This is a genomic window from Chelatococcus asaccharovorans, assembly GCF_003201475.1.
Taxonomy (GTDB): Bacteria; Pseudomonadota; Alphaproteobacteria; order Rhizobiales; family Beijerinckiaceae; genus Chelatococcus; species Chelatococcus asaccharovorans.
The window spans coordinates 87,152-108,995 of record NZ_QJJK01000009.1; the positions used below are offsets into that span (position 1 = coordinate 87,152).

Here is a 21,844-nt window from a genome sequence, read left to right on the forward strand (position 1 = left end):
AAGCGGCTCCTATTGCCCGAGCCGTTCGAGCAACGCGGGGACATGGACCTGATCGGCCTTGTAGTTGCCGGTCAGCGCATACATCACGATGTTGATGCCGCTGCGATAGGACATCTCCCGCTGGCGCGGATCGGGACCGAGCACGGGATAAAGCGGCGACCCGTCCGCACCGACGGCCCAGGCAGCGGCAAGGTCGTTGCCGGTGATGATGATCGGCGAAACCCCATCACCGGCGCGCGCGGGGCGGCGCTCGCCATCGACGGCTGGCGGCAAGGCCTCCACCCAGGTTGGCCCCCTGTCGTAGCGGCCGGGGAACGTGTCGAGCAGATAGAAGGCCTTGGTCAGGACGTGGTCCGGGGGGACCGGCTCGAGCTCGGGAATGTCGAGGCTCGCCAGCATGCGGCGAAGCTGCTGCGTTTCCGGCGAGGTCTGGCCGTTGGCGCGCAAGGCATCGCGCGTGTCGAAGATCACCGTGCCGCCGTTCTTCATGAAGGTATCGAGACGCCTGAGAGCGGCATCCGGCGGAAGCGGCCGGCCTGCGACGACCGGCCAGTAGATGAGCGGATAGAAGGAGAGCTCGTCGCGGCTGGGATCGATGCCGATCGGCTCTGCGGGCTCGAAGGTCGTCCGCGCCATCAGCGCGTCGGTGAGCCCGACGAGGCCCGCGCGGCTCGTCGCATCCACCTGCTGGTCACCCGTGACGACATAGGCGAGGCGGGTGTGGAGCGCGGAGGCGATGTCCTCCTGCCGCAGAGGGGGGGTGGACGAGGCCGCGGGCTTGGGCGGTATCTCGGCCGCCACCGCCGGTGACATCAGGGCGAGCGCCCCCAGCGATGCCGCGACGGCGAAAGCGGCGATCGCAGCGGCAGCTGCCCCGCGCCGGCGCCCGAAGCGCCGGAGATGCCCGCCCATCCAGGCCGCGATCAAGGTATCGAGGGCGAGCAGGACGAGGGCCGCGGTGATCAGGCTTCCACGCAGATCGATCGCCTCCGGCCGGGCAATCGGCCTGACGTCTGCGGCGAGCGCCGTGATGTCGAGCGGATTGAGGCGGTCGGCGGGGATGAGGACGTTCACGGCTTGCAGCCCCTCGTTGGGCCCATAGAGGCCGGCGGGGTGGTCGGGCGTGGCGCGTCCGGCATAGCCGCGCGGCACGGGCTTGGCCGTGGCGGGCGGGGCCGAGAACACGCCGAAACCATCCAGAATATGCCGGGGTGCAACCGTCTCGGTACTCGACGCGGTCCCCGTTTCGGTCACCGGCGTACCCGCAAGCTGGACGATCTTGCGCAGCATCTCGACGAAGAGGCCCGACATGGGCAGGTTCGACCAGGATGGATCGGCGGTTAGGTGGAACAGCACGATCTGACCTTCTCCGCGCCGCTCGGCCGTCACGATGGGTGTGCCATCGGACAGGGAGGCCCAGGTGCGCGCGGCGAGGTTGCCATCCGGCTCGGCGAGGATCTGCCGCTGCACGCTGACGTCGGCCGGCACGGCAAGATCCGCGAAGGGACTGGGCTGCGCGAAGGGCGCGAGCGCCTTCGGCGTATCCCAGGACAGGGACCCGCCGAGACTGCGCCCGCCACGCCTGAGCTTCACCGGCACCAGCGCGTCGTTGCCGGCGGCCAGGCGTGAACCGGCGAAGCGCACGAGAATGCCGCCATCGTCGACATAGCGCGTCAGTCGGTCCACGGATTGCGGATCGAGCACGCCGATATCCGTCAGCACGATCACCGAGACCTGCTGCTCGATGAGCGCGCTGATGGCTTCGGCCACGCCGCCGCGCGGCTCGCGCAGCTCGGCGAAGGGCTGCAACGCCCGCGCCACGTAGTAGGTCGGTGCCAGGAGGGGCTGGGCGATGTCGGCGCTGGCGCCGGAGACCAGGCCGACGCTGCGGCGCTTGCCGTCGTCGCCGACGAGCGAGACCGCGCCTGCCGAATTCTCGTCGACGATCTCGACGCGCGTGATGGCATTGCGGATCTCGACCGGCAGCGTGAAGCGCGCCGTCGTTTCCGTCGCGCCGGCGGGAAAGGCGAACGGTGTTTCGCCAAGCGGCAGTCCCTTGAGGTCCACCGCGCGCAGGGTGCCGCGATCGCGGCCCGCCGCGGTCGGCCGGACGACCGTGACGTCGAAGCCCGCACTGACATTGGCGGTCGCCGTCAGCGCGAAGGGCTGGGAGGTCTCGCGGCGATAGACCGTCACGGGATGCGAGCCCTTGATGGCGGCGAGGCCCGACACGAACTGGTCTTCCTCCACGCGGAGGCCGCTTGTCAGCCAGACGATGTCCGCCTCCGGCTGGGCGTTCAGGAAGGCGCTGATGCTCGCCAGATGCTCGTTGCGCCGGCTGGAAAAGGGAAGTGGCGCGATGGCGCGCAGGCGCTCGGCCGCCTGGCCGGCGTCGCCCATGGTCACGTCCGATGTCAGCGGGCCTCCCAGCGCGACAATCGCCACGGGCCGTTCATTCCGTGCGGCGGTGGCGATGACCCCGGCGGCGAGATCCATCCGCTCCTGCCAATCGCCCGCGGCGGCAAAATCGTTGTCCACCAGCAGAAGGAGCGGCCCGCGGCCGGCGGCCGCATCGCCCGCCGGCGGGTTCCACACCGGCCCGGCGGCAGCGAGGATGAGCAGCGCCGCGATCAGGAGCCGCAGCAGGAGCAGCCACCAGGGCGTCCGCGCGGGCGTCTCCTGCTTCGGCAGGATGTCGGTGATGACGGCGAGCGGGGGAAAGGCGATGCGGCGCGGCTGCGGCGGCGTGACCCGCAGCATGAGCCAGATCGCCGGCAGGGTGGCGAGCGCAGCGAGGACGAGGGGGGCGGTGAAGGCGAGCGGTAAACCGAACATCGACTACCTCCCCGGGGCCAGCGGCTGCAGCGCGGCGGCACCGCGGCTGGTCGCAATGAGATTGAGGAGGCGCAGGACCACGCCCGATGCCGGCTGATCCGTGTGATGGAGCGAGAGCGTCCAGCCGCGGGAGGCGAGGGCGGCGGTGACCTCGTCGCGATGACGCGCGATGCGCCGGCGATAGTCCTCGCCCCAGGTCGTCGCGTCGCCGATCCTGAGATGGGTGCCGTCCTCCGGGTTCTCAAGCTCGGCCTGGCCGCGAAAGGGGAAGGTCTCCTCGACCGGGTCGATGATCATCACGCAATGGCCGCGCGCACCGCGCGCCGCGATGGTCTCGACGACATTGCGCAGCCGGGCGGGCTCGACCAGGAAATCGCTGATCAGGATCGCCTCGTTCAGCGGCGGCAGGGCCTGCGGGGGCGGCAGGTCCGCCTTGAGGCCCTGCGTATCGGCGACGATCGCCTCGGCGAGGAGCTCGACGATACGCCGCGAGGCGCGGGGCGGCATCGCCCCCATCAGGCCGATGCGCTCGCCGCCCTCGACCAATGCGTCGCCAAGGGCAAGGCCGATGACGAGGGCACGCTCGATCTTCGAGGCGCTGGCGAGCGTCGATGTGAAGCCCATCGAGGCGGAGCGGTCCATCCACAGCCAGACGCTTTGCGCGGCTTCCCATTCGCGCTCGCGCACATAGAGCCGGTCGTCGCGGGCGGAGCGTCGCCAGTCGATGCGCGCCATCGCCTCGCCCGAGGTGAAAGGGCGGAACTGCCAGAAGCTCTCGCCGGTGCCGGCGCGGCGGCGTCCATGGATGCCGTGGGCAACCGAGGCCGAGACGCGGCGCGCCTCCAGCACGATGCGCGGCAGGCGCTCGGCCAGCGACATCGCGGCATCGGCTTCGCGCCGGCCCGGCGATCGGTCTGCGAGCGGTAGAACCTCAACACGCGCCATTGCAATGCCTCTAGCCGAGCCGCGCCACGAGCCGCTTGATCAGCCCGGACACGGTCTCGCCATCGGCGCGTGCCGCGAAAGTCAAAGCCATGCGGTGTTTGAGGACGGGTTCAGCGAGCGCGGCGACGTCATCGAGCGAGGGCGCCAGGCGCCCATCGACGAGCGCGCGGGCGCGAACCGCAAGAATCAGCGCCTGGCTGGCGCGCGGACCCGGCCCCCATGCCAGCAGGTTGGTCACCTCGTCCGGTCCGTCGCCGGGGCGGGCCGAGCGCACGAGATCGAGAATGGCATCCACCACCTTGTCGCCGGCCGGCAGGCGCCGCACCAGGCGCTGGATATTGAGGAGGCCATCGGCGGTCAGCGCCGCCGTCGGCACCACGGTCTCCGAGGTGGTCGTCTCCAGGAGAATGCGCCGCTCGGCGGCGCGGCTGGGATAGCCCACGTCGATCTGCAGCAGGAAGCGGTCAAGCTGCGCTTCGGGCAACGGATAGGTGCCTTCCTGCTCGATCGGGTTCTGCGTGGCGAGCACATGGAACGGCCGGGGCAGGTCGTGGCGCTCACCGGCAACGGTGACATGGTGCTCCTGCATGGCCTGCAGGAGCGCGGACTGGGTGCGCGGGCTCGCGCGGTTGATCTCGTCCGCCATCAGAAGCTGGGCGAAGATCGGCCCGCGCACGAAGCGGAAGCTGCGCTTGTGATCGGCCGTTTCGTCGAGGATCTCGCTGCCGAGGATGTCGGAGGGCATCAGATCCGGCGTGAACTGAACGCGTTGGGCATCGAGCCCGAGCACGGTGCCAAGCGCCTCGACCAGCTTTGTCTTGGCAAGGCCGGGAACGCCGACAAGAAGGCCGTGGCCACCGGCGAGGATGGTGACGAGCGCCAGTTCGACCACATGTTCCTGGCCAAAGATCACAGAGCCGATGGAACCCTTGGCCTTGCCGATCGTATCGAGAGCGGCCTCGGCTGCCGCGACGACGGCCTGGTCGATCGTTGTGGGCGCCACGGCTGCAGCCTCAGAGCGCGTCCCTGCCGTCATTCGTCTTTCTCCTTCAAAGCCCATCCGGTTATCTGGGCCGAGATCGCGATTGCCATCAAGGCCGATGCAAGCACGATGCCGCGAGGAACCAAACTATCAACGTTATTCGTCTTTGCGCCGTTCCTCTGTTCATGCGGCCCGACGCAGCCTACATGCATTATGGCATGGATCGCCTTTGGACCCTTGCCATTGGACCATCACCTTTGGACCATCACCTTGCACCCCCGGACCTTGCACCCCCGGACCTGGCGTTCCCGGCCGGCGTGCCGAGCGGCGGGTTTCCGGTTCCTGTGAGACCGCGCGTCCTTCGCTCATGACGAAAACGTGTCGGGCCATAACAACATATTGGTAAGATGACGAGAAACTGCGGCCGAGTTGGGGCTGAATGAATGGTTGGACCACAACAAGATGTGAGTGAAGGCCAGCGGGCACAAGGAGCTGGCATTCCGTCATTGGCGGGGCTGAGCGCCGTCACGCCGGGCCGGGGTCCGGCGCCTGTCGATCAGTGGCACCCGCCGTTCTGTGGGGCCATCGACATGCGCATCGCGGCCGACGGGACCTGGTTTTACGAGGGCAGTCCGATTCGCCGGCCGGCGCTGGTGAAATTGTTTGCCTCCATTCTGCGCAAGGACCCCGATGGCTATGTCTTGGTCACGCCTGTCGAATGTGTGGGCATCTCAGTCGACGACCTACCGTTTCTGGCGGTGGAGATGGCGCGCGACGCGGGAGGCGCTCTCCATTTCCGCACCAATGTCGACGATATCGTCGCCGTGGATGCCGACCATCCGCTGCGTTTCGAGACGGATGCCGACGGCGGCCTCAAGCCTTACGTGCGCGTGCGCGCCGACCTCTGGGCACGCCTGACACGCGCCCTTGTTCATGATCTCGTGGACGGGGCAGAGGAGCGGAACGGCTCGTTCGGGGTGCCCTCGGGCGATCTGTTCTTCCCCATCGCCGCCATGCACGAACTCGATGCAGAGCTCGCGGCGGCTGATCCGTCGCCATCGTAGAGGCCGAAGGGCGCGCAATGACTGAGCATTTCGATCGCGTGACCTTCAGGGCGCTTGCCCGTGAGCGCCTATGGCCGACGCCCCCGTCCGCGCATAATGCGGGCCGCGCCGGCGAAAATCTTATGGGGCAGCCGCTCCCGCGCGAACGGCTCAGTGAGCCGCGCCCGGCGGCCGTCCTGGTGCCCGTCGTGGGGCGGGGGCCCGAAGTGACGGTTCTCCTGACCCAGCGCTCTGCGCATCTGCGCAACCACGCCTCGCAGATTGCATTCCCCGGCGGTCGTGTCGATGCGACGGACCCGACACCGCTTGCCACGGCGCTCAGGGAAACCGAGGAGGAGGTCGGCCTCGCCCGTCGCTATGTCGAACCCCTCGGGTATCTGGATACTCTGCGCACGCCGAGCGGCTTCAGCATCGTGCCCGTCGTCGCCTGGGTCGAGCCAGGTTTTGACCTCGTGCGGAATCCGGACGAGGTCGACGACATCTTCGAGGTGCCATTCAGCTTTTTGATGAACGCGGGCAATCATCAGAGAATGATGCGCGAATATCCCGGCGGACCGAGAGAAATTTATGCAATGCCGTATGGGGAGCGCCATATCTGGGGGGTAACGGCGAAAATCATCCGCAATCTCTACGAAAAGCTCTATGAGGGGGTATGACCAGAGCCGTTTTTGAAGGATTGGTGCTGTTTCTGGCGCCGTTTGCACTTTTCGCCCTCTATCTCGGTGCCAGGCGACGCAACCCGTTTACGCGACAGGCATGGGATGGCCATGTTCACTGGCTCGTCCTCACGGGTCTTGTCGTGGTCATCGCCTCATTCGTCTATATCGGGCTGGTGGCTGAGCGCAGCACGGGCGCGTGGGTCCCGACGCATCTCAAGGATGGCGTGCTCGTTCCCGGACATTTCGAATGACCGGCGCGGCCGTGAGCGATGCCTGTGCCCAGCGCCTTGGCGGACTTCTCTCGCGGCCCTCCCTGCAACGCCTGTTCGAGGCGCTCGCCGCGCCGACGGAGGAAACGCGCATTGTCGGCGGCGCCGTGCGCAATGCGCTGCTTTCCCGGCCGATCAACGACATCGACTGCGCCACCACGCTGCAGCCGCACGAGGTCGTGCGCCGCGCCAGCGCCGCGGGCCTGCGCACGATCCCGACGGGACTTGAGCATGGGACGGTCACCCTTCTGGTGGACGGTGACGCCTACGAGGTGACGACCCTGCGCGAGGATGTCGCCACCGATGGGCGCCGCGCAACCGTGGCTTTCAGCAAGAGCTTCGCGGCCGACGCGGCGCGCCGCGACTTCACGATCAATGCGCTTTATCTCGGCCGGGACGGCCGCCTGCATGATCCGGTGGGCGGCCTGGCCGATATCGCGGCGCGGCGCGTCCGTTTCATCGGTGACCCCGATACGCGCATTCGCGAAGATTTTCTGCGCATCCTGCGCTTCTTCCGCTTTCATGCCGATTATGCGGCCGGCCCGCTCGACGCCGACGGCATGGCGGCGTCGATCCGCCTGCGCGCGGGGCTGGACGGTCTCTCCCGCGAGCGCGTGCGTGCTGAACTCCTGAAGCTTCTCGTTGCGCACCGTGCCGTGGAGACGGTTGACGCCATGGCGGATGCCGGCCTGTTGCTGCGCGTCATCGGAGGGGTCGGCGAACGCGGGCGTCTGGCCCGGCTGGCGTCCGGCGAGGCCGTGTGCGCAACCTTGCCGGACGGCGTGTTGCGGCTTGCTGCGCTGGCCGTGACGACGCGCGAGGACGCGGCGCGGCTGAAGCTGATCCTGCGGCTCTCCAATGGCGAGGTCGCGCGGCTGTCGGCTTATGCTGCGCTGCTGGAGCGGCTCAGGGGCACGGACAAGCCGCTCGATGCCCGCGCGATCCGGCGGCTTGCGGTGACCGTTGGTCTCGCGCCGGTGAGCGATGTGCTGGCCGTCGTCGCCGGGGAGCCGCGGCCTGTGCTTTCAGCCGATGCGGAGGCCCGGCTCAAGGCCTATCGCGCCGGCGAACCCGTTCCGGCTTTCCGCCTGTCGGGGAAAGACGCGCTCGCGCTCGGTGTCGAGAGAGGGCCTGCGGTCGGCCGTGTCCTCGCGCGGGCGAAGGCGCTCTGGCTCGACGACGATTGCCCTGAGGGCCTGGCCGAGGCGCGGGCGCTCCTTGCCCGGGCTGTCAAGGAGCTGTCAGGCGAATCAGCGCAAGAGTGACCAGGACTGCAAGAATGACCAGAACTGCAAGAATGACCAGAACTGACAGAGTGACTCGCACATAGCCTCGACCAGGGGTAGCATGGCTGAGCGGGCGTCTCCCATCAGGCGGCGCCCGGACAGGCTGTAACCGGACATCGTCATGGCTCGCACCGTTCAGCGTCCCTCCGATCTTGCGCAGCGCCTGGCGGCGCGGCGCGATGTTGTCCAGCGGCGTGAGCGTGATGCGACAAACTCGCCCTGGCGGCGCGAGACCTTCATCCTGCCGCGCGAGGCGGCCAGGGAGAAGGCGCGGGAATGGTTCGAGCGCTTTCCGAAAGCCGCCTATATGACCGAGGTCGAAAACTGGCGCGAGCTCGACGACGGGCGCATCGAATTCACCATTCGCTGCCTGCCGAGCGCGGATTGACGGCTGAACGGCGACCGCTTGGTCATCCCGGGGCAAGGCGCAGGCTGGCCGGGAACTATGAACATTGTCGATGCCGCATGGATAGGCGCCGTGTTCATGGATCCCGGACAGCGGCTTTGCCGCTTCCGGGATGACGCGGGAGTGGTGCGGCTCTATGATCATCGGACCGGTGCGGGACTATCCTCGCCGGTCATTCCGGGGCCACGCGCAGCGTGGAGCCGGAACCCATGAACACCGGCATGGGCCATTGATCACCCGTCGTATGCATGGATCCCGGACAGCCGCTTTGCGGCTTCCGGGATGACAATGGCGGTTCTTTTCGAGCGGTTGATCAGGGTAGGCTCCGGCCACGAACGCGGAAGCGATTTACGGCCAGCGGACGCTCGGCGGCATCGACGACAGGATCGAATCGACATTGCCGCCGGTCTTCAGGCCGAACAGCGTGCCGCGATCGTAGAGCAGATTGAATTCCACGTAGCGACCGCGGCGGATGCACTGTTCCTCGCGATCGGCGTCGGTCCAGGGCATCTCGACGTTGTTGGTGACGATGCGCGGGTAGATCGCAAGGAAGGCCTCGCCGACGCTGCGGGTGAAGGCCATGTCCCTCCCAAAATCGCCGGACCAGTGGTGATCGTAGAAGATGCCGCCGATGCCGCGCGGCTCCTTGCGGTGGGGCAGATAGAAATACTCGTCGCACCAGTCCTTGTAGCGTCCATAGGGCGCGACCGCGGCATGGGCCTCGCAGGCCGCGCGCATCGCGGCATGGAAGGCGATCGCGTCAGGATCGTCCTGGCTGCGCCGGCGGTCGAGCACCGGCGTCAGATCCGCCCCGCCGCCGAACCACGATTTCGAGGTGGCGACGAGACGCGTGTTCATGTGAACCGTGGGCACATTCGGGTTCCACGGATGGGCGATCAGCGAAATTCCCGTTGCGAAGAAGCGCGGATCAGCCTCGGTGCCGGGAATCTGGCTGCGGAACTCGGGCGCGAACTCGCCGTGCACGGTCGAGCAATGGACGCCGACCTTCTCGAACACCCGGCCGCGCATGATGGCCATCGTCCCGCCGCCACCATCGGCTCCGGTGTGGTCCTGGCGTTGCCATGGCGTGCGCACGAAGCGTCCCGGCGCCGTCGCCTCAGGGAAAAACGGGCCGGTTGCCGCGTCCTCGAGCGCCTCGTAGCTGGCGCATATGCGGTCGCGCAGCGCCTCGAACCATTGGCGGGCCTCGTCGCGCTGGGCTTCGGTGGCGATGATGTCGGTGACGGCGGAACCCATGGCAGCTCCTTCGGGAGGTTCTATCTGGATGTATCGTCCGGGTGCCTGGCTCAAGGCCCGGGCTGCGAGCCCGGCCAGCCGTCCGTTTGTCGCAGCGCCTCGCCCGCTATCATGGCGGCGGCGACCGCCACATTGAGCGAGCGCAAATCGGCCACCATTGGCACGGTGATGCGGGCATCTGCCGCAGCATGCACCGCTGGGGGCACCCCCGCCGATTCGCGACCGAGGAGGGTGATGTCGCCCGGAGCGAAAGCGAAACGCGTGTAGGGCGTGGCGCCTTGCGTCGTTGCCAGCACGAGCCGGCGCCCTGCCTGCCGTCGCCAGGTATCGAAGGCGGTCCATGACACATGACGCGTGATCGTCACACGGTCGAGATAGTCCATCCCCGCCCGCCGGAAGGCGCGGTCGCTGACCGGGAAGCCCGCCGGCTCGATGATATGGGCCTCGATGGCAAGGCAGGCGCAGAGCCGGAGCAGGGTACCGGTGTTCTGCGGAATGTCCGGCTGGTAAAGGGCAAGTGCAATGGGAGCATTGAGCATGCGGAGGGCCTGCGCGCTTCCGTGTCCGACGTCAAGCCGTCTCCTGGGGCCGCCAAGCGTACCTTCCGGCAGCGGCCAACTGCGATGCGGGCCAAGCCTGCGCCTGCCGCACGTCACGGTTGCGCCCCTTTTCTGGGCGAATCGCTAGAGGCGTGTATCCTGTCCGGCTTCTCAAGATTTGACCGAGGGTTATGCCGTGCTGCAGCGCCTGTTGCAAAGATGCCTGAACTGGTGCGAGCGTCGCGTCGACGTGTTCGCTCCGTTCGACGATATGCGCATGCCGCCGGAGAGCTTCCTCGGCTTCGCCTGGTATTACCTTAAGCCGGTGCGCGGCTGGCTTGTGCTCATCCTTTTGAGCTCGCTCGTCATCTCGATCGTCGATTCGTCGCTGCTCTTGATCGTCGGCTGGCTTGTCGACCGGCTGGCTGGCGCGACACCCGCGCAGTTCTTCGCGGACTATGGCGCGATCGTCATTGGCGGCGGCGCGGCGATCCTCGTGCTGCGGCCCCTGTTCACCGCGGTCAATGACATGCTTGTCGACCAGGTGGTCGTGCCGCAGCTCACCAATATGATCCGCTGGCGCGCGCATCTCTACACGATCAACCACTCGCTCGCGTATTTTCAGGGCGATTTCGCCGGACGTCTCGCCAACCGCATCGTGCAGGTGGGACCGGCGCTGCGTGAAATCGCCACCGGCGTTGTGGATAACCTGTGGTTCGTTGCGGTCTATGCGATTACGGCGATCACCGTCTTCGGGCAGATCGGCCTGCTGCTCGCCGTGCCGGTGGTTGCCTGGGTCGTCCTTTATATCGCGCTGCTCGTCTATTTCGTGCCCCGCGCCCAAGCGCGTTCCCAGGCGGTGGCGGACAGGCGCTCCTATCTCGTCGGGCGCGTCGTCGATACCTATACGAACATCATGACCGTCAAGCTGTTTGCACGGGTGTCCGAGGAACGCTCGGCGGTGCGCGAGGCGATTGCCGACCATACCGCGACGATGCTGGTGCAGATGCGGCTGATGACCGGCGTCAGCGTGACCTTGTCGGTCTTGAATACCGTGCTGTTCGTGGTCTCCACGGGCGCGGCCATCTATCTGTGGTCGCTCGGCCAGATGAGCCCTGGCGCCATTGCCGCGTCGCTGGCGCTCGTCCTGCGCATTATCACCATGTCCGGCTGGGTCATGCAGGTTGTGCGCACATTGTTCGACAATGTGGGCACCGTGCAGGAGAGCATGGATACCATCGTGCGGCCGCATGGGGTCGTCGACGCGCCCGACGCCAAGCCGCTCGTCGTGACCGGCGGCGAGATCCGCTTCGAGAACGTGCGCTTCCACTATGGCCGCACCTCCGGCGTCGTCGAGAATCTCGACCTTGTGGTTAAGCCTGGGGAAAAGGTGGGATTGGTCGGGCCGAGCGGCGCGGGCAAGTCCACCCTCGTGAGCCTTCTCCTGCGGCTTTATGACCTCGAAGGCGGGCGCATCCTCATCGACGGCCAGGATATTGCCAAGACGTCACAGGATTCGCTGCGCCAGCAGATCGCGGTCGTCAGCCAGGATACCTCCCTTCTGCATCGCTCGATCCGCGACAACATCCGCTATGGCAGGCCCGAGGCTTCGGAGGACGCGGTCCGCCATGCCGCGCGGCTGGCCGATGCCGAAGCCTTCATCGCCGGCCTTGAGGATCATCGCGGCCGCCGCGGCTTCGATTCGCACGTGGGCGAGAGGGGCGTGAAGCTCTCCGGGGGGCAGCGCCAGCGCATCGCCATCGCCCGCGTCCTCCTGAAGAACGCGCCGATCCTGGTGCTCGACGAGGCCACATCGGCGCTTGATTCGGAGGCCGAGGCCGCCATCCAGAGCCAGCTCGCGCATCTGATGGAGGGCAAGACGGTCATCGCGATCGCCCATCGCCTGTCGACGATCGCGGCGCTCGACCGGCTCGTCGTCATGGATCGGGGGGCGATCGTCGAACAGGGCACCCATGAGGAACTGATCGCCCGGGGCGGCCTCTATGCAAGACTATGGCACAGGCAATCGGGCGGGTTCCTTGCCTCCGACGGTGCGGCGGCCCTTCAGGCGGAGGCCGTTTCCTAGAGCAAGTCCGTCTTTTGCGGACTTGCTCCGCTCAAAAAATGACGAGCAAATTCATCGGCTTAGATGGCATAAAACGATTCCATCTAAGCCGGATTTGCTCTAGCGGAATGAATGTTCCATCCGGCACCTGCCTGATCTCGGCCGTGAGACCGAATGTCGAATGCGAGAGTTCCACGAGAGCGGGAAACGGGCGCCGTGCGGCGCCCCAGCGACATTTCCGAGCGCGACCCAGCCTATGGACATGCTTCTAGAACCATGCCAAAGAGCCGCCTCGTGGCGAAGGTGATGGGCGACTCCCGGTCGCATTGCGGCCATCGTCGCGCCGTGTTTGTTGCTAAAGCGGCAGCATTGCTGCCTTGCGGGAGGTCTCGTTCGGGATGGCGATCCGAGGACTAGCGTTCTCATTGCTTTCCGGTGGGGCCAACCTGGGTCGTGCTGACGTCAGGACTATGGATCCGACGCCAGTAGAACCGGAATATCGAGGACTGGGGAGCCGTTGTGGCTGAGATAGCAAGTTCTGAGCCGACCAGGCGGGATTTTCTCTACATTGCAACGGGTGCCGTGGGCGCCGTTGGTTTGGCGAGCGTGGCCTGGCCTTTCATCAGCCAGATGAACCCCGATGCGTCCACGCTCGCGCTGAGCACGGTGGAAGTCGACGTCGGCCAGGTGGCCGAAGGACAGAGCATCACCGTCAAGTGGCGCGGCAAGCCGGTTTTCATTCGCCATCGCACACCGAAGGAAATCGATGAAGCCAAGAGCGTCCCCGTGGCGCAGCTTATCGATCGTGACGCCCGCAACGCCAATCTGGCGTCGGATGCGGAGGCGACGGATGTCAACAGAAGCGCGCCCGGCAAGGAAGCCTGGCTGATCATGGTCGGCATCTGCACCCATCTCGGCTGCGTGCCGCTCGGCGAGCAGGGCAACTACGACGGCTGGTTCTGCCCCTGCCATGGCTCGCAATATGATTCCGCCGGACGCGTCCGCGTCGGGCCTGCGCCGGAAAACATGCATATTCCGGTCTATTCCTTCATTTCCGATACGACCGTGCGCATCGGTTGATTGCCGCCAGAAGCGTGAAGCCGGGGAGCCACCTGAGAGAGCCATGAGCAGCGGACATTCGACCTACGTTCCGAAAAGCGCATTCATGAAGTGGTTCGAGAGCCGCCTTCCCCTGGGCGGTCTCATCCATTCGTCGTTTATCGCCTATCCGGTTCCGCGCAACCTCAACTACCTGTGGACCTTCGGCGGCATCCTGTCGTTCATGCTGGTTGCGCAGATCGTCACGGGTGTCGTGCTGGTGATGCATTACACGCCGCATGTGACGCTGGCCTTCAATTCGGTCGAGCACATCATGCGCGACGTGAACTACGGCTGGTTGATCCGCTACCTCCATTCCAATGGCGCGTCGATGTTCTTCATCGCCGTGTATATCCACATGTTCCGCGGCATGTACTATGGCTCCTACAAGGCGCCGCGCGAGGTGCTGTGGATCCTCGGCGTGATCATCTTCCTCCTGATGATGGCAACGGCCTTCATGGGTTACGTCTTGCCCTGGGGACAGATGAGCTTCTGGGGCGCCACCGTCATCACCAACCTGTTCTCGGCGCTGCCCTTCGTCGGCGAGCCGATCGTGACGTGGCTGTGGGGAGGCTTCTCGGTGGACAATCCGACGCTCAACCGCTTCTTCTCGCTGCACTACCTGCTGCCGTTCATGATCGCCGGCGTCGTCGGGCTCCACGTCTGGGCGTTGCATGTGGTTGGCCAGAACAACCCGACCGGCGTCGAAATCAAGGACGTGAGGAAGGACACCGTGCCCTTCACGCCCTATGCGACCATCAAGGACGGATTCGGCATCGTCTGTTTCATGCTGTTGTTCGCCTGGTTCGTGTTCTACCAGCCGAACTACATGGGCCACGCTGACAACTACATACCGGCCAACCCGCTGGTGACGCCCGCCCACATCGTTCCGGAATGGTACTTCCTGCCGTTCTACGCGATCCTTCGCTCGATCCCGGACAAGCTCGGCGGCGTCCTGGCGATGTTCGGTGCCATCGCGGTGCTGGCTTTCCTGCCGTGGCTCGATACCTCCAAGGTGCGCTCGGCCGTCTACCGCCCGATCTACCGGCAGCTCTTCTGGGTGCTGGTCCTGGTGTCGATCGGTCTCGGCTATCTCGGCGCGATGCCGCCCGAGGGCGGATATGTCATCGCCTCGCGTCTCTTGACGGCCTATTACTTCATCCACTTCCTCGTTCTTCTGCCGTTGCTCGGCCTCATCGAGAAGCCGAAGGCGCTGCCGAATTCCATTGCCGATGCCGTGCTGACCAAGCACGCCGGTGCCGGCGGGGCCGTGGTGGCGCAGGGTGCGGTCTCCGCGCCGAACACGAAGGGATGACGGCCCGTCGCAAGACAGGCTCCCGTCCGCTCGTCAGCGTTCAGAACTGGGCGTTGTCAGGCGGGACGGACAGAATGATGGTTCAGACGGGCCGGTCAATGGCCATCGCCGAGGGATTTTGAGGGATATGTCGAAGCCTGGTCTTCTCATCGCCGGTGTGGTGGCCGCCATGGTCGCGCTTGCCGGTGCGGCATCGGTGCCGGCGCACGCCGCCGAGGGCGCGCCGAAACCTCCCCGCGAATCGTGGAGCTTCTCGGGTCCCTTCGGCACCTACGACCGTGCCCAGCTCCAGCGTGGCTTCAAGGTTTACCGCGAGGTCTGCTCGTCCTGCCATGGCCTTGGCCTTGTGGCATTCCGCAACCTCGCCGAGCCCGGCGGTCCCGAGTTCAGCGAGGCGCAGGTCAAGGCGCTCGCCGCCACGTACCAAATTCACGACGGGCCGAATGACGCGGGCGACATGTTCGACCGTCCCGGCCGGCCAGCGGACCGCTTCCCGTTGCCGTTCCCGAACGAGCAGGCGGCGCGGGCCTCCAACGGCGGCGCCTTCCCGCCGGATTTCTCGCTGCTCGCCAAAGCCCGGACCTTCGAGCGCGGCTTCCCGTGGTTTCTCATCGATGCGGTGACGCAGTACCAGGAACAGGGGCCGGATTACATCCACGGCATCATCAACGGCTATGTGCCTGCGCCGGCGGGGTTCGAGCTGCAGCCGGGCCAGCACTACAACGAATATTTCCCCGGCCATCGCATCGCGATGCCGAAGCCGATCAACGACGGTCAGGTGGAGTACCCGAAGCTCCCGAACGGGCAGCCGCAGGTTCCCGAGACCGTCGATCAGTACAGCCGCGACGTGACCGCCTTCATGATGTGGGCTGCCGAGCCGCATCTGGAAGCCCGCAAGCAGATGGGCTTCAAGGTCATGGTGTTCCTGATCGTGTTCGCCGGGCTGCTCTACTTCACCAAGAAGAAGATCTGGGCCAAGGCTCACGACGAGGAAGCCAAGGCCTGACCTGAGCGCCATGCCTGCGCGTTGACGCTGTCGGTTCTCTTTCATGGCCGTCCCTCGGGGCGGCCATATTCTTTCGCGGACCGCTCCATTTTTCCGCACTGCGCGGACATTGCATCATGATGCGTGCGACGCGGGGTGATGGCTTGGGGCTTGGGGCGTGGGACTTGGGACTTGGGACTTGGGGTTTGGGGCTTGGGACTTGGGACCTGGGGCTTGGGACTTGGGGCGAATGCAGTGACTTGCGCTCTGGTTGACTTGCGCTCCGGTCGCGTCTGGTCGAATCTGACAACGATGCGCCTGGGTTGCGTCTGATGGAGCGGTGGATGACCGAGCGGTTGGTAACGGACCTCAAAGCGGCAATACGCAGCATTCCCGACTATCCCAAGCCCGGGGTCGTATTTCGCGACATCACGACCCTCCTGGGTGATGCGCGGGCCTTCCGCCGTGCCGTGGACGAGATGGTGCAGCCCTGGCCAGGCTCCAAGATCGACAAGGTCGCCGGCATCGAGGCGCGCGGCTTCATTCTTGGTGGCGCCGTCGCGCACCAGCTTTCCGCCGGCTTCGTGCCGATCCGCAAAAAGGGCAAGCTGCCGCATGCGACGGTGCGTGTGGCCTATTCGCTGGAATACGGCATCGACGAGATGGAGATGCACCGCGACGCCGTCACGCCCGGCGATCGCGTGATTCTCGTCGATGATCTGATCGCGACAGGCGGGACCGCAGCAGGCGCGGTCAAACTACTCCACAACCTGGGGGCGGAGGTGGTCGCGGCCGTTTTCGTGATCGACCTGCCGGACCTCGGTGGCGCCGACAAGCTGCGAGAGCTCGGCATCACTGTTCGCACGCTGATGAGCTTCGACGGTCACTGACGCCGGGTCGCCTGGATCGCGGCGTCGCCCACAGCTGGAGCGACGTCTGCGACTTACGGTTTCCGCTCCCAGAAGACTACGCCGTCAAAGGCGAATACGCATTCCCCATGCTGGTTATGCGCGGTGTTGTGATGGGACACGATACCCCATTGCGGGCGCGAGGCCGACGGGCGCTTGCCGCTGACGCGCGAGCGATAGGTGAGGGTGTCGCCGGCGCGTACGGGCTTGATCCATTTGAGATTCTGGAAACCCGGGGAGGGTCCGAGGCGCGCAGTCCGGCCGTCACGCGCCATCGCGGTCCTGGCCATGGCGTTCCGGTGCTCCACCATCTTCTTCATCCAGATTGCGGCCGTATGCCAGCCGGAGGCGCACAGGCTCCCGAAAAAGCTGTCGCGCGCCGCCGCCGGATCGGTGTGGAAGCTCTGGGGATCGTAGGCGCGGGCGAAGGTGATGATATCCTCTTCGAGGAATAAGTGGCTGCCGAGGATCTGGGTGTCGCCCACCGTGAGGTCGTCGAAATAGAGCTGCTGGTCCGTGCCGGCCTTGCCGGTCAGGGTGGCGGCGGCAGCGGAAGGCACGACGCGCGGGATGGGCGCGGGCCGCTCTTCAAGCGGGGGCTCGTGGGTGCCGAACATCACCCAATTGACCTGGCGCATGAGGACCGTGCCGGACTGGTTCGTGGTCTCGATACCGAACTGGACCAGGCCCATTTCCGGGCGGCTGCGTGACTCGCGCTTGTCGAGGGTCTCGATCGTGACGCTGAGCTGATCGCCGGGCCGCAGTGGCTCGCGCCACTCCACCTTGTCGATGCCCGGTGCGCCGAACGCGCGCGAGCCTGTCAGGAAACTGTCCGCAATGGCCCGCATGGTCAGGCAGCATGTATGCCAGCCGGAACCGATGTGCTCGCTGTAAAACCCGTCACTTTCACCGAGATGCATGGGCTGCGCGTCGTATTCACGGGCGAAGGCAATGACATCGTCCACGCGGACGACGGGCAGGCTGTGGTGCCGGCGTTCGCCGACCACGAAATCCTCGAAATACAGCAGCGACATGCAAGCCCTTCAATGTGATCTGCAGCTCAAGTCTTTCCGACCCTAGGGTCAGGACCCATTAATCTGGTTGAAATGGTGTGAGGCCATTTGGCCGGATACAAGAAGCGGAGGTGAAGGAAGCCTTTCGGCTTTCGAGCCCTCCGCGACGCAGTTGCCGGCCAAATGGACCACATCCGAAGGACGCCGAAACGGCTGCGACCTGCGGCGTCGAGCCACTCGGCCGATGGAACCCCATCGACCTTCGCGTCTCTCCAGGAATCTCTTTTCGGCATCTCTTTGTCGTTTCAGGCGCCATTTCCATCATATTAATGGGTCCTGACCCTAGCCCATGGGCTGCACGGGGGAAAGTTGGGGCAGGCATGCGGTCGCCGAAGGGCTGCCGCCGGCTTCAGGTCAGCCGCAGGCGACGAGTGCAGAGCCGTGGCGAAGTGCTCGAAAAACGGCGCGTTCCGGGCAGTATCACGTCGATATTGCCTTTGACCAGGCGGATGCGGTCGCAATCAGCGGATTTATAACCAAACTCACTATGTAAATACATGTCCTCGTCGGTGTCAATACGTATGTGCCATGGGTTTCCGGACTTTGGGAGGGGGAGCAGAGCATTCTCCAGATAGCCGATGAGCCAGCCGTGATTGATTTTGCGGATCTTCAGGTACAAGGACAGGATGTCGAGGGACGATAACTTTCCGATCAGGCATGCCTTGAAGGAAATCAATCCGACTTCCCGGAGGCCAGTTTTCTCGAGCAGGTCGGCCAAGGGCCCCAGGTCCATCTCGCACAGGCCCCAAGCAGTCCCATGCCCCACGATCATCAGCTTGGATGCGCGATCGACGGTTGCGAACGCGGTTGGTGAGAGGGGAGAGGCGTCGAATATCGTTGGTCTAACATCTGAGTATAAATCAGCGTTGAAACCGCGGACGTAAAAATTTCTGGTTGACGGTATGCCGTATCTGCTCTTAAGGATCCTGACGCATCCGCTGACTATAGCGTTATCCGGCTCTATATTTAGTATAAAATATTTGTTCCATTTCATTGGTACATTTCCATATAGCAATTTTATGGATTATTGATATTTTATCCTAATATAACAATGGTGTATATTATTTTCGAGAAGCTTCGCGCGCATCGGGATTGCAATTGCAGGCGTCCCATGCCGACGGGTCTGCGCCGGACTGTGACAGCGTGCAAATCCTCGCCTCGCAGAACTCACCGGTCCTGGGAAGCCATCGCTCCGGCGGCCTTGTGCGCCGCGCGCACCGGCTCGGGCAGGCGGAATTTCGGCGTCGTCCTGAGGATGAGCGTCACGGCGGACGGCAGGTCGCAGAGATGGCCGGGCGAGATGAAGACCGGATTGGTCCCGGCGCGCGTCCGCAGCGCGACGCCGATCGTCTCGCCGCGATCGATGAGGGGCGCCGCGTCGCCCTTGTCGGGTCCGACCGCTTCGTGCCGGCCGCAGAGCCGCGTCTTGCCGCAGCCGATGGTGGGCAGGCCAAGCCACAGTCCCATATGGCTGGCGATGCCGAGACGGCGCGGATGGGCGATCCCCATGCCATCGAAGATGAAGACATCCGGGGTGTGCTTGAGCTTGCGGAAGGCTTCCTCGAGCACCGGCCCCTCACGGAAGCTCAGCAAGCCGGGGACATAGGGGAAGGGCGTGGGCGCGGCGGCGAGAACCGTCTCGACGATGGTCAGTTCGGGGAAACGCAGGACGACAACCGCCGCCTGGGAGACGTTGTCGCGCACGCTGACGTCGACGCCCGCCACCAGCCTCACGGCGTCGACATCCAGCGGCTGGTCGGCGATCACCTCCGCGCGCATGCGCTGCTGGAGGGCGATCGCCTCGCTGGGCGTCAGTGACCAGTCGTGGCGGTGCGCGAGCTGCATAGCTCTGGCCCCATCCTAGAGCAAATCCGGCTTGGATGGAATCGTCTGATACCATCTAAGCCGGTGAATTTGCACGTCTATTTTCAAGTGGAGCCAAGTCCGCAACAGACGGACTTACTCTAGCAGGCTGTTGAAAAACTGTTTCTCGAACCGCTCACGTGTCATCCCCGGCGCGATTGGCGAAGCCAATAGCGGGAAGGGGATCCAAAATCATCAAGGGCGTCATTGTCCTGGATTCCCTTCCCCTCGGGCCTTGCGACCCTCGGCCGGGAATGACACCGTCGCCAAATGACATCGCTCAGGCAAAGGCTGAGTTTTTCAACAGCCTGCTAGAGCATTTTCGCGTTTCTCCGAATCGCGAAAATGATCCATGTTTTTGTTTAGCGCATTTTCTTCACGCGAACAGGTGTCCACTTCGCTCGAAAATGCTCTAGTTGGCGAAGCGGAAATGCAGGACGTCGCCGTCGGCGACGACATAGTCCTTGCCTTCGAGGCGGAACTTGCCGGCCTCGCGCGCGCCGGCCTCGCCCTTGTAGGCGATGTAGTCGTCGAAGGCGATGGTCTCGGCCCGGATATAGCCCTTCTCGAAGTCGCTATGGATGACGCCGGCGGCCTGCGGGCCCTTGGTGCCCTTCTCGATGGTCCAGGCGCGCGCTTCCTTCGGCCCCACGGTGAAATAGGTGACGAGATTGAGCAGGGCATAGCCGGCGCGAATGACACGGTTGAGGCCCGGCTCCTCGAGCCCGACGGCCTCCAGATAGTCCTTCTGGTCGGCCTCCGGGAGCACGGCGATCTCGCTCTCGATCTTGGCGGAGACGACGACCGCGACGGCGCCTTCCTCGGCCGCGCGCGCCTTGACCTCGGCGGAGAAGCTGTTGCCCGTGTCCGCACTCGCCTCCTCGACGTTGCAGACGTAGAGCACGGGCTTCGAGGAGAGGAGGCCGAGCATCGTGAAGGCGCGGCGCTCACTGTCGGCGACCTCGACCAGTCGCGCCGGCTTGCCGTCGCGCAGGAGGGCAAGGCAGCGGTTCATCAGGTCGACCTGCTCCTTGGCATCCTTGTCACCGGATTTCGCCTTCTTCTCGAGCGGTACGACACGCTTCTCGAGACTTTCGAGATCGGCGAGCATCAGCTCGGTCTCGATGGTCTCGATGTCGTTGATGGGCGCGATCTTGCCTTCCACATGGGTGATGTCGCTGTCCTCGAAACAGCGCACCACATGGGCGATGGCGTCGCATTCACGGATATTGGCGAGAAACTGGTTGCCGAGGCCTTCCCCACGCGAGGCGCCACGCACCAGGCCGGCGATATCGACGAAGGTCAGGCGCGTGGGGATGATCTCCTTCGAGCCGGCGATGGCAGCGAGCTTGTCGAGCCGCGCATCAGGGACCGCCACGTCGCCGACATTCGGCTCGATGGTGCAGAAGGGATAATTCGCCGCCTGTGCGGCGGCTGTCTGCGTCAGCGCGTTGAAGAGCGTCGACTTGCCGACATTGGGAAGGCCGACGATGCCGCATTTGAAACCCATGGTGCCTACTCCTTCGCGGCGCCGCGCTCGCCGACGCGTTTCACATCGCCCCAGCCGCGGGCATCCATGGCGAGGTGAACCTTGTTTTGAAAGCTCGGATCCTCGCCCTTGGCGAGATGCCCCGCATTGTCGGCCATGATCCGTGTGAGGTCCTCCACCCACGGCATCTCGTCACGACCGAAATCGCTGAGCACGTAATGGAGCACGTTGTCCTTGCCGGGATGCCCGATGCCGAGCCGCGCGCGGCGGTAGTCGTTACCGATATGCGCGGTGATCGAGCGCAGACCGTTGTGGCCGGCGTTGCCACCGCCGGTCTTCATGCGCAGCTTGGCGGGCGCGAGATCGAGTTCGTCGTGGAACACCACGATCTTGTCGAGAGGGATCTTGAGGAAGCGCGAGGCTTCGCCCACGGCCCGCCCCGATTCGTTCATGAAGGTCTGGGGCTCCATCAGGAGCACACGCTGGCCGGCAATGTCAGCTTCGGCGACACGGCTGGCGAAGCGCTGCCGCCACGGACCGGCCTTATGCACGTATGCGATCATTTCGATCGCGAGGAAGCCGACATTATGCCGGTTGAGCCGATAGCGGTCCCCGGGATTGCCGAGCCCGACGAAGAGGAGCATGGCGACAGGTCTCGGTTGGGCGATACGCGCCCCGAAGGCGCAAGCCCACATCGAAACAGACACATGGCCTGGTCATGGTGAGGGCGGCGGTATCGCGAAGCCATGGAGCGCGCGCAGGCGTCATCGGCACGCCGCGTGGCGGGACACGGCCGGGGCGTTGGA

The 21,844-nt window shown here is 65.1% G+C and carries 20 protein-coding genes; 10 read left to right on the forward strand and 10 right to left on the reverse strand.

The features are described from left to right. Positions 1–9: 9 nt before the first annotated feature. Genes C7450_RS21215 through C7450_RS21225 form a run of 3 tightly spaced genes read right to left on the reverse strand, consistent with a single transcriptional unit; the run spans position 10 to position 4,816 of the window. The gene (locus C7450_RS21215) at positions 10–2,835 is read right to left on the reverse strand and encodes a DUF4159 domain-containing protein (protein WP_110376461.1); all 2,826 of its coding nucleotides are present in this window, start codon (positions 2,833–2,835) and stop codon (positions 10–12) included. Between the two features lie 3 nt (positions 2,836–2,838). Continuing rightward, positions 2,839–3,780, reverse strand: a complete 942-nt coding sequence (locus C7450_RS21220; protein ID WP_110376462.1) for a DUF58 domain-containing protein — start codon at positions 3,778–3,780, stop codon at positions 2,839–2,841. 10 nt (positions 3,781–3,790) lie between these two features. Next, positions 3,791–4,816 (reverse strand): AAA family ATPase, encoded by a 1,026-nt coding sequence (locus C7450_RS21225; RefSeq protein ID WP_110376463.1) that lies wholly within the window; start codon positions 4,814–4,816, stop codon positions 3,791–3,793. Positions 4,817–5,205: 389 nt separating this feature from the next. On the opposite strand from C7450_RS21225, the gene C7450_RS21230 reads away from it, so the two are divergent. From C7450_RS21230 to C7450_RS21250, 5 genes are all read left to right on the forward strand, one after another. Beyond that, positions 5,206–5,826 (forward strand): DUF1285 domain-containing protein, encoded by a 621-nt coding sequence (locus tag C7450_RS21230; RefSeq protein ID WP_110376464.1) that lies wholly within the window; start codon positions 5,206–5,208, stop codon positions 5,824–5,826. A 17-nt stretch (positions 5,827–5,843) separates the two neighbouring features. Beyond that, complete coding sequence (locus C7450_RS21235; RefSeq protein WP_110376465.1) at positions 5,844–6,482, forward strand: CoA pyrophosphatase; 639 nt, start codon at positions 5,844–5,846, stop codon at positions 6,480–6,482. Further along, positions 6,479–6,736: a DUF6111 family protein gene (locus tag C7450_RS21240; protein ID WP_110376466.1), complete on the forward strand. Its 258-nt coding sequence runs from the start codon at positions 6,479–6,481 to the stop codon at positions 6,734–6,736. Before C7450_RS21235 ends, C7450_RS21240 begins: the two co-directional genes overlap by 4 nt. Continuing rightward, positions 6,733–8,019 carry a CCA tRNA nucleotidyltransferase gene (locus tag C7450_RS21245; protein ID WP_110376467.1) on the forward strand — a complete coding sequence of 429 codons (1,287 nt, stop codon included), beginning with the start codon at positions 6,733–6,735 and terminating at the stop codon, positions 8,017–8,019. Before C7450_RS21240 ends, C7450_RS21245 begins: the two co-directional genes overlap by 4 nt. A 142-nt stretch (positions 8,020–8,161) precedes the next feature. After that, positions 8,162–8,428, forward strand: coding sequence for a hypothetical protein (locus C7450_RS21250; protein WP_110376468.1), 267 nt, complete (start codon positions 8,162–8,164; stop codon positions 8,426–8,428). 366 nt (positions 8,429–8,794) lie between these two features. On the opposite strand, the gene hemF is transcribed toward C7450_RS21250, so the two are convergent. Beyond that, a complete protein-coding gene (gene hemF, locus C7450_RS21255; RefSeq protein WP_110376469.1) occupies positions 8,795–9,703 on the reverse strand; it encodes an oxygen-dependent coproporphyrinogen oxidase in 909 nt (302 codons plus the stop codon). A 50-nt stretch (positions 9,704–9,753) separates the two neighbouring features. Next, positions 9,754–10,242 carry a tRNA (cytidine(34)-2'-O)-methyltransferase gene (locus C7450_RS21260; protein WP_110376470.1) on the reverse strand — a complete coding sequence of 163 codons (489 nt, stop codon included), beginning with the start codon at positions 10,240–10,242 and terminating at the stop codon, positions 9,754–9,756. Between the two features lie 271 nt (positions 10,243–10,513). Between C7450_RS21260 and C7450_RS21265 the strand changes: the two genes are divergently transcribed. The 5 genes from C7450_RS21265 (at position 10,514) to C7450_RS21285 (ending at position 16,595) form a co-directional block, all read left to right on the forward strand. Then, on the forward strand, positions 10,514–12,328 hold the full coding sequence (locus C7450_RS21265; RefSeq protein WP_110376652.1) for an ABC transporter ATP-binding protein: 1,815 nt from the start codon (positions 10,514–10,516) through the stop codon (positions 12,326–12,328). A 498-nt stretch (positions 12,329–12,826) separates the two neighbouring features. After that, positions 12,827–13,387, forward strand: coding sequence for a ubiquinol-cytochrome c reductase iron-sulfur subunit (petA, locus tag C7450_RS21270; protein ID WP_110376471.1), 561 nt, complete (start codon positions 12,827–12,829; stop codon positions 13,385–13,387). Positions 13,388–13,430: 43 nt separating this feature from the next. Continuing rightward, positions 13,431–14,720 carry a cytochrome b gene (locus tag C7450_RS21275; protein WP_110376472.1) on the forward strand — a complete coding sequence of 430 codons (1,290 nt, stop codon included), beginning with the start codon at positions 13,431–13,433 and terminating at the stop codon, positions 14,718–14,720. A gap of 127 nt (positions 14,721–14,847) precedes the next feature. After that, a complete protein-coding gene (locus C7450_RS21280) occupies positions 14,848–15,726 on the forward strand; it encodes a cytochrome c1 (protein ID WP_110376473.1) in 879 nt (292 codons plus the stop codon). 323 nt (positions 15,727–16,049) lie between these two features. Then, positions 16,050–16,595: an adenine phosphoribosyltransferase gene (locus tag C7450_RS21285; RefSeq protein ID WP_110376653.1), complete on the forward strand. Its 546-nt coding sequence runs from the start codon at positions 16,050–16,052 to the stop codon at positions 16,593–16,595. Positions 16,596–16,648: 53 nt separating this feature from the next. Here the strand turns inward: C7450_RS21285 and C7450_RS21290 are convergent, their stop codons facing one another. From C7450_RS21290 to pth, 5 genes are all read right to left on the reverse strand, one after another. Next, positions 16,649–17,647 (reverse strand): MaoC/PaaZ C-terminal domain-containing protein, encoded by a 999-nt coding sequence (locus C7450_RS21290; protein WP_110376474.1) that lies wholly within the window; start codon positions 17,645–17,647, stop codon positions 16,649–16,651. Between the two features lie 388 nt (positions 17,648–18,035). Further along, on the reverse strand, positions 18,036–18,404 hold the full coding sequence (locus tag C7450_RS33640) for a hypothetical protein (RefSeq protein ID WP_146227433.1): 369 nt from the start codon (positions 18,402–18,404) through the stop codon (positions 18,036–18,038). A gap of 449 nt (positions 18,405–18,853) precedes the next feature. After that, positions 18,854–19,531 (reverse strand): deoxyribonuclease V, encoded by a 678-nt coding sequence (nfi, locus tag C7450_RS21300; RefSeq protein WP_110376476.1) that lies wholly within the window; start codon positions 19,529–19,531, stop codon positions 18,854–18,856. Positions 19,532–19,961: 430 nt separating this feature from the next. Then, complete coding sequence (gene ychF, locus C7450_RS21305) at positions 19,962–21,059, reverse strand: redox-regulated ATPase YchF (RefSeq protein WP_110376477.1); 1,098 nt, start codon at positions 21,057–21,059, stop codon at positions 19,962–19,964. Between the two features lie 5 nt (positions 21,060–21,064). Beyond that, complete coding sequence (gene pth, locus C7450_RS21310) at positions 21,065–21,682, reverse strand: aminoacyl-tRNA hydrolase (RefSeq protein WP_110376478.1); 618 nt, start codon at positions 21,680–21,682, stop codon at positions 21,065–21,067. Between the last annotated feature and the right edge of the window lie 162 nt (positions 21,683–21,844).